This window comes from Agarivorans sp. TSD2052, from assembly GCF_023238625.1.
Lineage (GTDB): Bacteria > Pseudomonadota > Gammaproteobacteria > Enterobacterales > Celerinatantimonadaceae > Agarivorans.
On sequence record NZ_CP096670.1, the window covers coordinates 1,197,810 to 1,212,147 of the forward strand.

At 43.8% G+C, this 14,338-nt stretch carries 18 protein-coding genes and 1 pseudogene; 9 read left to right on the forward strand and 10 right to left on the reverse strand.

Annotation, left to right across the window (positions count from 1 at the left end):
• The first annotated feature begins 120 nt into the window (after positions 1-120).
• From M0C34_RS05355 to M0C34_RS05385, 7 genes are read left to right on the forward strand one after another with little or no spacing between them, the layout of a single operon-like run.
• The gene (locus tag M0C34_RS05355) at positions 121-561 is read left to right on the forward strand and encodes a nuclear transport factor 2 family protein (protein ID WP_248714625.1); all 441 of its coding nucleotides are present in this window, start codon (positions 121-123) and stop codon (positions 559-561) included.
• On the forward strand, positions 558-1,280 hold the full coding sequence (locus M0C34_RS05360; RefSeq protein ID WP_248714626.1) for an SDR family NAD(P)-dependent oxidoreductase: 723 nt from the start codon (positions 558-560) through the stop codon (positions 1,278-1,280). The genes M0C34_RS05355 and M0C34_RS05360 overlap by 4 nt, the downstream gene beginning before the upstream one ends.
• Positions 1,281-2,534, forward strand: coding sequence for an NAD(P)/FAD-dependent oxidoreductase (locus M0C34_RS05365; RefSeq protein WP_248714627.1), 1,254 nt, complete (start codon positions 1,281-1,283; stop codon positions 2,532-2,534).
• On the forward strand, positions 2,531-3,265 hold the full coding sequence (locus M0C34_RS05370; RefSeq protein WP_248714628.1) for a DUF1365 domain-containing protein: 735 nt from the start codon (positions 2,531-2,533) through the stop codon (positions 3,263-3,265). Before M0C34_RS05365 ends, M0C34_RS05370 begins: the two co-directional genes overlap by 4 nt.
• A gap of 22 nt (positions 3,266-3,287) precedes the next feature.
• On the forward strand, positions 3,288-4,511 hold the full coding sequence (locus M0C34_RS05375) for an SAM-dependent methyltransferase (RefSeq protein WP_248714629.1): 1,224 nt from the start codon (positions 3,288-3,290) through the stop codon (positions 4,509-4,511).
• A 4-nt stretch (positions 4,512-4,515) separates the two neighbouring features.
• Positions 4,516-4,989, forward strand: coding sequence for a DUF2878 family protein (locus tag M0C34_RS05380; RefSeq protein ID WP_248714630.1), 474 nt, complete (start codon positions 4,516-4,518; stop codon positions 4,987-4,989).
• Positions 4,982-5,473, forward strand: a complete 492-nt coding sequence (locus M0C34_RS05385) for a chalcone isomerase family protein (protein ID WP_248714631.1) — start codon at positions 4,982-4,984, stop codon at positions 5,471-5,473. The genes M0C34_RS05380 and M0C34_RS05385 overlap by 8 nt, the downstream gene beginning before the upstream one ends.
• On the opposite strand, the gene M0C34_RS05390 is transcribed toward M0C34_RS05385, so the two are convergent.
• The 5 genes and pseudogenes from M0C34_RS05390 to M0C34_RS05410 all read right to left on the reverse strand — a co-directional run.
• Positions 5,470-6,123, reverse strand: a complete 654-nt coding sequence (locus M0C34_RS05390; RefSeq protein WP_248714632.1) for a DsbA family oxidoreductase — start codon at positions 6,121-6,123, stop codon at positions 5,470-5,472. The two genes, M0C34_RS05385 and M0C34_RS05390, sit on opposite strands and share 4 nt — an antisense overlap.
• Positions 6,124-6,265: 142 nt before the next feature.
• Positions 6,266-8,191 carry a monovalent cation:proton antiporter-2 (CPA2) family protein gene (locus tag M0C34_RS05395; RefSeq protein ID WP_248714633.1) on the reverse strand — a complete coding sequence of 642 codons (1,926 nt, stop codon included), beginning with the start codon at positions 8,189-8,191 and terminating at the stop codon, positions 6,266-6,268.
• Entirely contained in the window at positions 8,188-8,811 is a 624-nt protein-coding gene (locus M0C34_RS05400; protein ID WP_248714634.1) for an NAD(P)H-dependent oxidoreductase, read from the reverse strand. The genes M0C34_RS05395 and M0C34_RS05400 overlap by 4 nt, the downstream gene beginning before the upstream one ends.
• Before the next feature lie 415 nt (positions 8,812-9,226).
• Positions 9,227-10,165, reverse strand: a complete 939-nt coding sequence (gene yegS / locus M0C34_RS05405) for a lipid kinase YegS (RefSeq protein ID WP_248714635.1) — start codon at positions 10,163-10,165, stop codon at positions 9,227-9,229.
• Positions 10,166-10,287: 122 nt separating this feature from the next.
• A pseudogene (locus tag M0C34_RS05410) lies at positions 10,288-10,500 on the reverse strand (VF530 family protein); the annotation flags it as partial.
• Positions 10,501-10,661: 161 nt separating this feature from the next.
• Between M0C34_RS05410 and M0C34_RS05415 the strand changes: the two are divergent.
• Both M0C34_RS05415 and M0C34_RS05420 read left to right on the forward strand, forming a co-directional pair.
• Entirely contained in the window at positions 10,662-11,567 is a 906-nt protein-coding gene (locus M0C34_RS05415) for a hypothetical protein (RefSeq protein ID WP_248714636.1), read from the forward strand.
• 88 nt (positions 11,568-11,655) lie between these two features.
• A complete protein-coding gene (locus M0C34_RS05420; protein ID WP_248714637.1) occupies positions 11,656-11,835 on the forward strand; it encodes a hypothetical protein in 180 nt (59 codons plus the stop codon).
• A gap of 250 nt (positions 11,836-12,085) precedes the next feature.
• On the opposite strand, the gene M0C34_RS05425 is transcribed toward M0C34_RS05420, so the two are convergent.
• From M0C34_RS05425 to M0C34_RS05445, 5 genes are all read right to left on the reverse strand, one after another.
• Entirely contained in the window at positions 12,086-12,583 is a 498-nt protein-coding gene (locus M0C34_RS05425) for an Mpo1 family 2-hydroxy fatty acid dioxygenase (protein WP_248714638.1), read from the reverse strand.
• A 91-nt stretch (positions 12,584-12,674) separates the two neighbouring features.
• A complete protein-coding gene (locus M0C34_RS05430) occupies positions 12,675-12,938 on the reverse strand; it encodes a DUF3081 family protein (RefSeq protein WP_248714639.1) in 264 nt (87 codons plus the stop codon).
• A 31-nt stretch (positions 12,939-12,969) separates the two neighbouring features.
• Entirely contained in the window at positions 12,970-13,371 is a 402-nt protein-coding gene (locus M0C34_RS05435; protein WP_248714640.1) for a thiol-disulfide oxidoreductase DCC family protein, read from the reverse strand.
• Between the two features lie 11 nt (positions 13,372-13,382).
• Positions 13,383-13,814, reverse strand: coding sequence for a DUF3429 domain-containing protein (locus tag M0C34_RS05440; RefSeq protein WP_248714641.1), 432 nt, complete (start codon positions 13,812-13,814; stop codon positions 13,383-13,385).
• A 101-nt stretch (positions 13,815-13,915) separates the two neighbouring features.
• Complete coding sequence (locus M0C34_RS05445; RefSeq protein ID WP_248714642.1) at positions 13,916-14,233, reverse strand: hypothetical protein; 318 nt, start codon at positions 14,231-14,233, stop codon at positions 13,916-13,918.
• Between the last annotated feature and the right edge of the window lie 105 nt (positions 14,234-14,338).

Genomic DNA, 14,338 nt, shown 5'->3' on the forward strand with positions numbered 1-14,338 from the left:
GATAGGTATAACGTACTAAAAGCAAAAAAAGATGAATGATCTTTCTTAATATCTGTCACGTACTATGATTAACAATAATAGAAACAAATGCTTAGATTTGTTTAGCTAACAGGATATTGCATGAAAAGTTCGCCACAATTGCCAGCCATCGTTCAACAGCTTGAGCAGTTTTATGCTGAGCTTGGAATGACCCAAGTAGGTCGCTTGTCCGAGATATACTCAGAGGATATAGAATTCATTGATCCACTGCATCATTTGCACGGCCTCGAAGACCTCAGTCACTACTTTGAGCATCTGTTGCAAAATACCGACAAATGTCAGTTTAGTTTTTCATCTCGCTTAATTGCCGACGGTGAATTTAGCCTAACTTGGCAAATGCAGTTTGCTCATCCGAAATTGGGTAATGGCCGCTTAATTGCCTTAGATGGTATTAGCCACCTGAAGTTCGCGGAAAAAATTTACTACCACCGCGATTACTATGATGTAAGTGCCATGCTGCATGATCACATTCCAGTGATTGGCTGGTTGTCTAAGAAACTAAAAAATGGCTTGGCACAATGAATATTCTCATTACAGGAGCCAGTTCAGGAATTGGTAAACAGCTCGCTTTAGATTATGTCGCTGCTGGCCACCAAGTGTGGGGGCAAGGTCGCGATGCAACGCGTTTACAACAATTGTCTACCCAAGGGGTCACGCCGCTGCAAATAGAATTGGCAGACTTGTCGCAGGTACGCAATAGTTTTAACTCATTACCTGAAATGGACTTAATTGTGTTGTGCGCTGGTAATTGCGAGTACCTTGACCCAAAACAATTTGATGCCGAGTTATTTAGCCGCGTATGGCAGAGTAACCTGCAAACAATGGCTAACTGTTTAGATGCCTTGTGGGACCAACTAAAGCCCGGTTCACAATTAGCATTAGTAGGGAGCTTAGCCCACTTGTTACCGTTTAGTCAGGCTGGTGCCTATGGTAGCAGTAAAGCCGCGGTGCATTATCTCGCTCAAGCTATCGGTACTGATTTAGGGGATAAGCAAGTAACGGTTCATTGCATTCAGCCTGGCTTTGTTCAAACCCCGCTGACTGACAAAAATACCTTTGATATGCCCAGTATGATTAGTCCCCAGCAAGCCAGTAGATACATTATCTCGGGTTTGGCAAAGGGTAAAATTGTGATTAATTTTCCAACCATGTTTAGTGGTTTTTTACATGTATTAAATTGTTTGCCAAAAACTTGGCAGCAGGCGCTTTGTCGCCGTTTAGCTCACAAGGAAGGAGCATAGATGAAAATAGCAGTTATCGGTGCTGGAATATCCGGCATGACCTGTGCGCATTTATTAAAAGAGCAGCATGACGTTACTTTACTGGAGCAAAACGATTACCTTGGCGGGCACACCGCAACGAACCAAGTAGAACTCGATGGTAAAGAGTACGCTGTGGATACTGGTTTCATTGTCTTTAATGATCGCACTTATCCTTTATTTAACAAACTATTGGCTAAGTTAGGGGTCGAAGCGCAAGCCTCAGAGATGAGTTTTAGTGTGGTTAACCCTGAGATAAATCTGCAATATAACGGCCATGACGTAAACACCTTGTTTGCTCAACGAAGTAATTTCTTTAAGCCCCGCTTTTATAGGTTTATCAAAGAAATTTTGCGGTTTAATAAATTGGCTAAGCAAGCAGTAGATTTGGATACCTCAGTGAGTTTAGGGCAATTTTTACAGCAACACCGGTTTTCACAAATGTTCCAAGAAAACTACTTGCTGCCAATGGGGGCGGCCATTTGGTCATCCTCACTGAACGGCATTAACAAATTCCCTATGCAGTTTTTCGCTCGGTTCTTTGTTAACCACGGTTTATTGGACGTCGCCAATCGACCTCAGTGGTATGTTATTCCTGGTGGCTCTAAGCAATATATCAAGCCCTTGTTAGCAGGCTTAGAAGAACAAATTCGTTTAAACAGTCAAGTGAGCAGCATCACACGCGCTGATAATGGGGTCGCTATCACCTGCAAAGATGGTTGGCAGTGGCAGGGGGACGCGGTGGTGTTTGCTTGCCATAGTGATCAAGCTTTGTCGGTATTAGGTGATGAAGCTAGCCAAGATGAGCAAGCAGTTCTTGGAAAACTAAAGTACCAAGCCAATGAAGTGATTTTACATACTGATGAGCGCCTATTACCGAGTATTCATCGCGCCCGAGCGAGTTGGAACTACCTACTACCGCCGAGCAGCGAGCGAGGCGACCGGCTCGCGAGTGTTACCTATGATATGAATCGTCTGCAAGGCCTTAAAGATGCGCCGCAGTTTTGTGTCACCTTAAACCCGATTGAACCGATAGCTGAAGATAAAGTCATTAAACGCTTTAACTATATGCACCCGGTGTTCTCGGTAGAAGGGTTTGCCGCACAGCAGCAACGCGAGCTAATCAACGGCCACAATAATAGCTATTTCTGTGGTGCTTATTGGCATAACGGCTTTCATGAGGATGGGGTGCGTTCAGCGGTTGAAGTATGTCAAAAGTTTGGAATCGAATTATGAGTATTCAGCATTCTTCCATCGCCTTTGGTGATACTTTTCACCAACGCTTTATGCCCCGTAAACATGGCTTTAGTTACCGGCTTTATTACGCTTGGATCGATTTAGCCGAAGAGCAAGCTGTTCGTAAAGAACTGAAAAACTTTGGTCGTTTTTTGCCTTGGTTTCGCTTAAAAGAAGGGGATTACCTTGGCAAACAGTCTGGCTCCATTCGCGATAAAGCGATTAAGGCGCAGCAAGGCTTTCAGCCAGACTATCACGCTAAGCAAGTGGTGTTGCTGGGGCAACTTCGTTGCTTGGGCTGGTACTTTAGTCCAGTCAATTTTGTATTGTATGGTGATGGTGAAAGATTTGATTATATGCTGGCTGAAGTCACCAATACCCCTTGGAAAGAAAAACACCAATATTGGTTGGATTTAAATAATTTACAAGACCATGAAAAAGCCTTCCATGTCTCTCCATTTAATCCAATGGACATGCGCTACCACTGGCAGGTAAAACTGATCGAGCAGCAGGTCATGGTGGTGATAGATTGCTGGAGAAAGAATAAAGAGTTTAGCGCAGGAATAAATTTAATTAAGCAGCCGTTGAACTCTTCCAGCCTTCGCCGCGTTATTAAATCATACCCTTTGCTTACTCTAAAGGTTGTAGCAGGGATTTACTGGCAAGCTATGAAGTTGTGGATCAAAAAAGTGCCTTTTTATGGTCACCCTGCCAGTGACAAAAACCATTGATAGTTGCCTTAAAGGAACCCCTATGACTACTGCTAAATCGCTCTCTTCGACTTCAGCCTCCACCGGCTTAGATTGGACACGTCACCTAGTTTTAAAAACCTTCGATGGGTTAAAAGGAGGGGCAATTTTGATGAGCCAGGCTGGTTATGAGTCGGTACACTTAGGCGAAAAAGATCACCCTGATACGGTGGAAGTTCATATTTTAGAGTCTCAAGTCTTTCCTCGTATTCTTAAAGGTGGAAGCATCGCAGCAGGTGAAACCTACATGGAAGGTCTGTGGCGCTGTTCTAATCTTCATCGTTTATTGCAGTTACTTGCCGATAACCAAGACCATTTGGATAGCCTAGATAGGAAACTACATTGGTTCACCAGCACTTGGTTTAAGGTGCAGCACTTTTTTCGACGCAATCATAAGCGTCAAGCCAAGAAGAATATCTTGGCTCATTACGATTTAGGTAATGATTTTTATCAATCGTTTTTGGATCCTCAGATGCAATATTCTTCAGCCTTATTTGCAGGCCAAGATATCAGTTTGGCGCAAGCGCAGTCCAACAAACTGAAACGTATTTGCGAGCAACTAAAGCTCGAATCCTCTGACCATTTATTAGAAATTGGTACAGGTTGGGGCGGTTTGGCAATTTATGCCGCGAGTCATTACGGATGCAAAGTTACCACCACGACGATTTCTGACAAACAGCATGCTTACGTTTGTGAGCAAATCGAAAAGCAAGATCTAGCGCACTTAATTACGGTGCTTAATAAAGATTACCGCGAGCTCGAGGGCCAATATGACAAATTGGTGTCGATTGAGATGATTGAAGCGGTGGGAGAGCGTTATTTGCCGGGATTTGCTCAGCTCTGCGCTAGTCGCCTTAAAGTCGGCGGTGTTATGCTGCTGCAAGCGATTACCATTGATGACCGTCGCTTTTCTGCTTACAGCAAAACAGTAGACTTTATTCAGCAGTTTATCTTCCCAGGCGGTTTTTTACCTTCACCAAGCTTGTTAAATCAGTTGTTTACTCAACAAGGGCTCAAGCCTATTCAGCGTTTAGAAATGGGCATAGACTACGCAGATACTTTGCAACACTGGCATCACAAGGTTCAACAACAGCGTAAAAGTAGCGGCGAAAACTTCGGTTTTGATGAACAGTTTTACCGCCTCTGGCACTTTTATTTTGCCTATTGTGAAGCCGGCTTTCGTAGTCATAATACCGGTACTGAACAGCTCACTATGGTCAAAGGCTAGTCTCATGCAATGGCCGGTATTGGTTGCCTTTAAGCTCAATTGGCTAGCTGCCTTTTTTTGGGGCGAGCAAGCAATAAGCTTTATGCTCGTTGGGATTGCAGCGCTGATGTTCTTCCAGGTGCGTCACTACCAATGGGCGGTGTTATTACCTTGTTCTATTTTGGCTTTTGTTGGTGTGCTTTTAGACCTGCTACTGGTTCAGCTAGGAGTACTCAGTTTTACATCGACAAACCTGCCACTATTTATGATGTTATTGTGGTGTAGCTTTGCATTATTTTTGCCTACCTTAGCTTCGTTACCTAAACCGATCATGCCCATTTTTGTTGCAGTAATGGGGCCGGTTTCTTACTACTTAGCCAGCCTTGCAGAGGTCTTTTCACTACAGCCGGGTGTATGGCTGGGTTTGCTTATTTTGCTGCCGCTTTGGAGCGTATTTGCTTATCTTGCTCAAACCTTATTGGAGAAACGCTATGCTTAAAGCTTTAGTTTTTGCCAGTCTTGTAGGTGTTTCTCCCGTTGAATCGGTCGACAGTTTGCAATTGGTCGGTGATGCCAAATTGCAGGTGCTATTTTGGCCTGTTTATACTGTCAGTTTACATAGCCCTGATGGGCGTTATCAACAAGACCGCTACCCGATGGTGTTGACCATTGATTACCTGCGGGACATTAAGCGTAACAAGCTTATTGAAGCTACTCAGGACGAATGGCAACGTTTGGGGGTGTGTGATGAAGCGCCTTGTCAGCAGTGGTTAAGCAAGCTGTCTAGTATCTGGACTGATTTGCAAAAGGGTGACCAATTGCAATTGGTGGCTGAATCGGCTCACCAAGGGCGATTTTACTTAAATGGTGAGCATGTTGGTTCGCTAGATGAGCAGCTATTTAGTCAACATTTCTTAGATATTTGGTTGTCAGAAAACAGTCGTTATCCGAAGCAACGGCGCTCATTAACCGGAGCAAACTAACTTTTTTGTAAGCACTCATCTATCACTTGTAATAAGGTTTCAACAGGCTGGGCGCCCGACAATAAAAAGCGGTTATTAAAGATAAAAGCGGGCACGGCCTGTATACCTTGGTTTTGCCAGTTTTGTTGGCTATTACGTACCTCTGCTACATAAATCTCATCAGTTAATACTCGGGCTGCTAACTCGCGTTCTAATCCAACTTGTTCAACGCTATCGAGCAGGTTGTTACGTTGTGAAGGATCTTTTCCTTGGCTAAAGTAAGCGTCGAATAAAGCCAGTTTTAGCTCAGTTTGTTTGCCATAAGGCTGAGCCCAATGCAGTAATTGGTGAGCTTCAAAGGTGTTGTAGATTCTTGAGTCTTGACTGAAGTTAAAGCTAAACCCTAACTCTTGGCCAATGTTTTTCAGTTGCTCGCGGGCGGCTTCGCTTTGCTCAACCGTACTGCCATATTTTTGTTGAATATGTTCACGCAGGTCTTGACCTTCGGCTGGCATTTTAGGGTTTAGTTCAAACGGGTGCCATTGAATATGTGGACGAATACTGTCATCAAGTTGGCTTAATGCCTGTTGCAGACGCAAGTAACCGACGATACACCAAGGACAAACCACGTCAGAAACAATATCGATACGAAGAGATATACCAGCAGACATAATTTGCCCCCTAAATGTAAGAGGCTTAAGTATGCGCTAGTCCCATGATAGTTGGCAAGATAGTTACCGCTTACCCTAGAAAGCAGGCGACAGTTAAGCGCCGACTAAGCGCTTAGCTGTAGTAAAAATGTCGCTTATTACCTCAAGTTTTTTTGTCTTTAAAGTCATCTTGGTAGTTTTTAGGAGGCGGCGTCCAACTGCGCTCGGTAAGTGAGTGACCATCACTACGATCTTTACTCATCGCTTTACCTAATAAGGCTTCTAATTGCAGGAACAATTCACGATAGTCGTTATTAAATCGGTTGTCTTCACTACTCGCCAGCCAAGTATGATAGAGCTTATCTTTATTATCTTTTTCTATTTGGTCAAAGGCTGTTTTAAGTTGCTCTGCTTTATAAGGGTGAACACCTAGCTCTGATAGCGCTCGCCCACCCATCTCCAAAGCTGAATAGTAGGCTTCGGTAATGATATGGTCAGCGCCTAAGCTACGCAGCTCATACGCGTGGCCTCGGTCAAAAGCTCTGACCATTAAACGAACGTGAGGAAAGGCATGTTTTACGTATTTTACAATCTCTCTAACCCGTTCTTTGTCGTCAATGGTCACTACCATAAGTTTGGCTTCTTCAATGCCCGCTGTGTGCAGCAGTTCCGGTTGAGTGGCATCTCCAAAATAGCTCTTTATATTAATTTTACGCATTAACTCTACTTGACCCGCTTGGTGATCCAGCACCACGGTACTAATGCCATTGGCGACTAAAAAGCGGTTAACAATTTGTCCGAAACGGCCAATGCCCGCGATAATCACGGTACCTTTTTCATCAATTTCATCGGGGTCTTGATGATTTTCTGCTCGCGCGTAACGCGGTAAAATCACCTTGTCATAAAGTATGAATAGACTTGGGGTTAAGAACATTGAAAAAGCGACCACCAAAGATAATATCTGTGAAATGTCTTGAGGGATGACATTATTTTGTACCGTGTAGTTGAGTAATACGAAGCCAAATTCACCTGCTTGCGCCAAACTTAAAGCAAACAACCAGCGGTCACTGTTCTTAATTTTAAAGATGATGGCTAACACAAACAGTACTGCGGCTTTAATGAGCATTACCGCTAAGGCCATCGCGATGACTTTAGGCCAATGCTGTTGCAATACGCCAAAATCAACGCCGGCACCTACAGTAATAAAAAATAGCCCTAGCAATAAACCTTTAAAGGGCTCAATGGTTGACTCTAATTCATGTCTAAATTCACTGTTGGCCAGCACGACACCCGCTAAAAATGCGCCAAGCGCGGGGGATAATCCTATGAGCCCCATCAGAGCAGCAATGCCGATGACCAGCATTAAGGTGGCGGCGGTAAAAATTTCCCTTAAGCCAGAGCTGGCTACATAGCGAAACAGCGGTCGACTAAGGTAATGGCCACCTACCACCAAGGTGGCGATGGCAACGATTACAACCAAGGCATAGGCCCATCCCGGTAGGTGAGCCGCAATGTTTAAGCTGTCGCCGTGCTCAGCAGCTTTTTCGCCTAAGCGTTCGGCTTGCTCTACTAACTCCGGTAGCGCTAGTAGAGGAATTAGGGCGAGCATGGGAATTACCGCTATATCTTGAAATAGCAGTACTGAGAATGATGAACGGCCACCGTCTGTTTTGCTTAGGCCCTTCTCATTAAAGGTTTGCAGCACAATTGCGGTTGAAGAGAGTGAAAAAATAAGACCTATGGCAAGAGAGACTGACCACTGTAAACCAAAGCTTAAACTTATCGCCATCACAACCAAGGTACTTAAGGTGACTTGTAAGCCCCCTAAGCCAATCAGCTTATGGCGCATTCCCCAGAGCATTTTCGGTTCTAACTCTAGGCCCACAACGAATAACATCATGACTACGCCAAACTCGGCAAAGTGCTGAATAGTGGCAGTTTCAGTGCCGACTAAACCAATCACAGGCCCAATAACAACCCCAGCGATTAGGTAGCCTAATACTGAACCCAGCCCTAATTTTTTGGCTAGGGGAACTGCCAGTACCGCAGCAATCAGGTAAACAAAGGCTTGTAAAAAATACCCCGTCATAATACCTCCATAAAAAGTTCTTCAGGAAGTGAAGTGAGCTTTTCTAAGTTCGCGGCCAGACGTAAATCAATCCTGTTATCGACTAAACCATGAAGTAGCGTCGACCAATTTTTAAGATGTCCATCAATGCGTTTTTCATCGCTCGCGGTTCTAGAACTAAACAGCGTAAAAGGCGCTAAATAGCGCATACCGGTGAGGGAGGCTGTTTGCTCTAGCGGATGCAGTAATTCACGAATAGTAAAATGGTTGTAACCCTTGTCACGATAGGCGGATTCAGCCCCTCCTGCTGTTAGGGCACAGAGTAGCGTTTTGCCATGAAGTTTGTCGCCATCGTGACCATAAGCAAAGCCATATTCCAGTACCAAGTCTTGCCATTCTTTTAAAATAGCGGGTGTTGAATACCAATATAAAGGGAACTGCATGATGACAACATCGTGTTCTAACAGTCGTTGTTGCTCTTTATCGACATTTATTCTAAATGTCGGGTATTCGCGATAGAGGTCGATGGCTGTTACCCCTTCAATTTTATTCGCCAGTTTAAACATTGGGCGATTAATTTCGGAACGGTCTTGCGAAGGGTGAGCAAACAGTAACAATACCTTCTGTTTCTGCTGGGTCATTGATAATTCCTTTTGAGCCCGCTTTACAGGCTGTTGTATCACAGTTTCCAATATAGGTAGGTTTACCCATCGGATACAAGTAAAATGAGCAATTCAAGTTGATTAATGTATTCATTCAGCGTGATCTTTTGAGGTCGACTTTTCATGTGATAGTGACGAATTAGATAGAGTGCTGAAAATGTTTTTTTGTATTGCGCTGGCAGCATTTTTAGCTGGTTGAAGTATTATTTACCTTCAATTGATATATTTTCTAGCAATGCACTGGCAACTCAACAGTGAGGGCGTGGTTTTCCCCTCAACATATACACTCTCAATGCCTGTGGTTTATCTTTTAGCTTAGTCGAAATAGTTTATCCAAGCGGTATAGCTATGCTAAAACTAAAGCTGCCACATTATTACCGCTAGCCTCTCCCCTTTACCTAGCCAAACAAGGACTAGATTTGGCAATGAGCAAGGGAAGTGCTTGTTTTATAACTTCAAATCTAGCGTGATTAAATATGTGGGGCTCGCCGTCTAAGTTTGTGGGAATTGCTTGCTCAGATTGAGTTTCTAACCAAGGCGTTTGCCAACTCATCACATATTCGCCGTCTTGCTGCTCGCCATTACTGAACGCGGTGGCTTCTTGTAATACTTGGCTGAGCGCTGTTGCGGGGAAGTCTCGTACAATGCATACATCCATTAACCCATCGTTTAGGTAGGCGTTTGGGCCGAGTATTTGGCCACCGCCAGCTTGTTTACCATTACATAGCGCGCCGATAATTAAACCGCCTTTAAAGCTTTTATCTGGGCTGGTGAGTTCACCTAAGTAGGGGCGAAAGTTGATGGCTTGCACAATGCCAGACAAAGTATAAGCGCCACCCCCTAAAAAGTTTTTTAATTCTACGGGCGTTTCGGCGGTAACTTGCGCGCCAAAACCCGCTGTAAGTACATTCATAAAATAGTATTGTTGCTGGCTTTCTAAGTTGGTCGCGCTCATTACATCAACCATTTGCGGCGAGGTCTCTAGCGCGAACTGTATCGCTTCAAGTGGGCTAGTGGGGATCTGGCAAGCCGTGGCAAAATCATTGGCGGTACCTAAAGGCAGAATACCAAGGCTGGGGCGCTGTACTAGTGGGTAGCACATTAAGGCTGATACGACTTCTTGTACTGAACCATCTCCACCACCAATCATCAGCTTTTTCTCTGGGGTATTCCAGCCTTGCTGGTGTGCTTCGCTAACGAGACGCGCTACATCGCCGCCTTCCCAAGTAACTCTTATTTGAATATCGTGCCCTTGAGCGCGAAGAGTATAAATGGCGTCTCGAATTTCAGGAAGATGAGCTTTTTTACCGTTTAAAATGAGTCGGAGTTGCACGGCATTTCCTTATTTTATCAGTCTCTTAGCGATGGCTTTACTATAGGGTTTAATGCTTACTGACGCTAGTTTTGTTGATAATGTAGAATGGCTGGCTAAAAAAAATAACAAGTTAATTATGCTAAGCCTTTCATTCTTAGATATAAATTTTCCACCTTGTCACGAGCCCATTGGTTTTTTCGTAAAAATTTTAAACTAGATTTAACACTGGGATCGTGGGTAAAACAGCGAATATTAATTCTTGCTCCCATGTTTTCCCAACCGTAAAAGTCGACTAATTCGCTAAGAATACTTTCCAGTGTTTTCCCGTGAAGGGGGTTGTTTGCTTGGGTCATAGTGTGTAAGGCCAATTGTAAGTTCTTGGCCATTATATCAGTTCCAGTTTATTGCAGGGAAAGCAAAACGAGAGAATTTTATTTGCAAGCAACAAAGCTGATACCTGCGACTATATAGGTTAAGCTTGACCGAGCTTTTATTCAAAAGGAAACATCTTTCTATGGAAGGTTTGCTACGCGTCGCCAGAATACTGACGAGCCTCGGTTTATTTGTATTGGCTGCTGCCATTGTATTTTTCACTTTGGAGTTGCGTCATTTTCGAGAGCAATTACCTGCGATGTTGCAGCAAGTTGATAGTACTGCTCAAAGGGTTGACCCTATCATGACTGAAATTGCCGAGCTAAAAGCCTTCATTCCACAAATTATCGAACAAAGTGCGGGTTATCAAGCGCTGATCCCTGAAGTACTTAACCGAATAGATACGATTAACCAGCAGTTACCGCTAATTATTGATGAAGTATCAAAGATTGGCCAATCCATAGATCCCATCATTGAGCAATCTGATCAATGGCGTGCAGAGTTGCCCGCTATATTGAAACGGGTTGATGATACCAATACCTCGGTGCGTGGGACCAACCAGCAAATAGCCAAGGTGGTACCGCAAATTCCTTTGGTGTTAGCTGAAAGTGAAGCCTTGCGCGATGAAATACCGCAAATGATTGCCAGTGCCGATGAATTGGTAGGTAAAGCGGAAGAAGCCGGTAAAGAAGCTAGCCGGGGCTTAGTCACCGGTTTTGTTGGGGGGATATTAACTTCACCATTTAACTTGATTGATAAAATCGGCGAAAATACCACAGAGCGCTTAGGTCTTAAAGACGCAGATAGTCTTACCCCTCAAGATAGAGAACAGTATACCAAGGCGATGACAAAGTTGATGAAAAAACCCAAGCAGGGGGATACAGAAGCATGGAGTAATCATCGCTCGGGTAATAAGGGCATGATCACTATCAGCGCCATTGTCATGCAGGGCCAAGTGCCTTGTTACCGATTTGTCAGTGAATTTGTCATTGCCTCAGGCAGTGACAAAGGAGAGCATCAATTGACGACCGAAACTTGTGAAGGTTAACTACTAAAAACGACGCCTTGCAACTAACTGGCTAAAGTTTTTCTCAGACATGCCGCTAAAGGCATGATAACCAGGAATAGGAGGTAGAATGGAAATCAATGGTGCAAGCACTTCTCAGTCAATGGAAGTGATATCAGCCAAGTTGGCTAAAAGCCAGCAAGAACAAGACGGTAAAGCTGTACAAGAACTCGTTGCCGCAGCCGATGTTCCTGAGCAGGCGCCAGCCAGCAGACCAGGACTAGGCGAAACAATAAACATTAAAGTGTAAGTAGACTAAGCCGCAACAGCGGCTTATTTTTTGCGCTAGAACATCCAGACTTAGGTATTCACGGACTAAGCATATCAATCAAAGCGGCTTATTTTTAGCACTAGAGCATCTAGGCTTAGGTAATCACAGACTTCGGTATTCACAGACTTTGGTATTCACAAACTAAGCATATCAATCAAAGCGGCTTATTTTTTGCGCTAGAACATCTAGACTTCGGTATTGACAGACTAAGCATATCAATCAAAGCGGCTTATTTTTTGGGTGAGTATTCAAGGCCTAGATAGTTAAAAACAAAGCCCATTAGCCAAAGCGGCCCAATCAATAAGTATTGTATATCTTCAAAGAACGAGGGCTTTTTACCTTCTATTTTGTGACCAATATACTGACCAAGCAAAGCAATAATAAAAATAGACAAGCTTAGCTGCCAAAGGGGGAGAGGGCTGATAGAAATCAGTAGCTCACACAGTAAAAAACAAAAAATGGTAAATAGCATCATGGCTAAGGCCAAGGGCTTTGATAGACGTACATAGAACCAGTGGACCGGCAGTGCTAATAGACTGGCTGCGTTTAACCATGGGAATGAGTTATGAGTGTCTGAATTTATCCCCGTTAAGGGGAGCGACCATAACAAACCCACAAAACTAAAATAAATAGCTGGAACCATAATCCAATGAATAGTTTTGTTGCTGGGGTGTTGGTGGCTTACCGCATATTCGCTAAACCACTGTTCTACGGTTTTGACTTTCACTTGGCGTCCTGCTGAAGTGAGTAGTTCTTTGAGAGCATAGCGCCTACCACTCAAACCCGTAGCTATCGGGAGACAGTTTGCGAGCTAGATCTCAGGAAACCTGACTTTTATCAATCCGTTCAAGTTGTTTAATAAAAGTATCGATAACTTTTTCATCGTGAACTGAGAATTGATAATTGTTGTGAAAAAAAATGCTCAGGCCAAGTTGCTGATTACTAACTGTAATGGTGTAGCCATCCCAATCAGAATTAGCATTTAGGCCCTCATAGAGGTAACCATCACTGTGCTTGGTTCCTAAGCGAGTAATTTTTTCGTATACCCGCAACACCAAGCTCACATCTACAATTCGCTGCATTAAACCCTCCATCAGCTAAGGTTCAAGTTGATTAGTCATACTGTTTGCCGATACCGCAGCTTTGTTCATCGCAGCGCGCTTTACCGGTAAGTAGTCGAGAAATTTTGAAGCGATTTTTAGCAAATACCAAGTAGGCTTTGTCAGAAACAGCTCTCAATAGAGGTGTTCGTAATAGTTGAATCCAAGGCTTTTGGTTCACTAATCCCCATGCTTGAGCGGTGACATCTAAGCCCAGTAATAGGGTACCCGCATCGGTTTCGGCGTGCAGTATATCAGTAGCCTGAGATCGGTCTATATGTGGAAAATTATCCACGAAGTCAGTTTGATTAATGTCTTGCAGCTCGATCAGTTCTCTGTGGTCAAAAAACTTTAGTTGGCGCATTTCTTCTGCACACAAGGGGCATTGACCGTCATAAAAAATTCTTAATTGCATAAAACCTCCTGTTACTGGTAGCAAGCAACCAGTAGATGAGTAAAAACAACCACTGAGGTAAGCCTAAACCTCAGTTTGTGGTAGTGTTTGGAAAATCGGCTACGCTTTTTCCCGTGCCATTCACAGTAATAAATATAGATGTAGCCGCCTGTAAGAATGATTAAGGCGCTAGTGCTGGAAGGTAAAAGCAAACAAGCAAAGCCGACTAAGGAAACAGCATTGCTGGTGAATAACTGTTTGGAGTCAAAAGTATCACCGTTCATAGCTTGAGCCCATAAACTGCCACTGAGAAAGCTTAATATAACGGCACTATAGAAGAGGAACCATTGGCTTGGGCTATGAGCCCAAAGAGGCAACTGGATGATCACAGCAACACTAAGTATTATAAATAAGCCTAAACCAGCATACCCAAGTAAGGTGTAGCTGCGCTGTAGTTTTTCCACGATACCATCCCGTTTATTCGATATTAAGAATACGCATCAAAGGGGGCATTGGATCGTTTGTCGTTGCTAGGGGCTAGAAAAGTACGCTTTTTTGTGTCGGTTTATCCGCCGGTGGTGCCGGACTTATCTAGTGGCAGTACGTTACAAAATAATTCTCGTTCATACTGTTGTTCCAGATGTTGTCGCCAAGGGCGTTTATTGATTGGCACCAAATAAAAGGTTTCTCGGCAGGTATCGGTAACAAAGCCCATACCATGCGGCATTAATTCATAGTGAATGTCGTGAACGAAACCTAATGAAAAGCTTTGGCGGCCGGTTAACTGGTTGATATCTTCGCGCGACAGGCAAACACCTTTTTCATCATCACCAAAGCGTTCACGTAGCCACTCAGAAAACTGTTTAGCGCTGATCATCGTCATAGACGCGCCTCCGTAAAGTAGGGAGTAATGAAACCAAGCCGTTGTTTAAGGTATAGCAGAAATTAGTCAGGTGTTGTCGAAATATTTTTTAAGAACAAGTGAAGA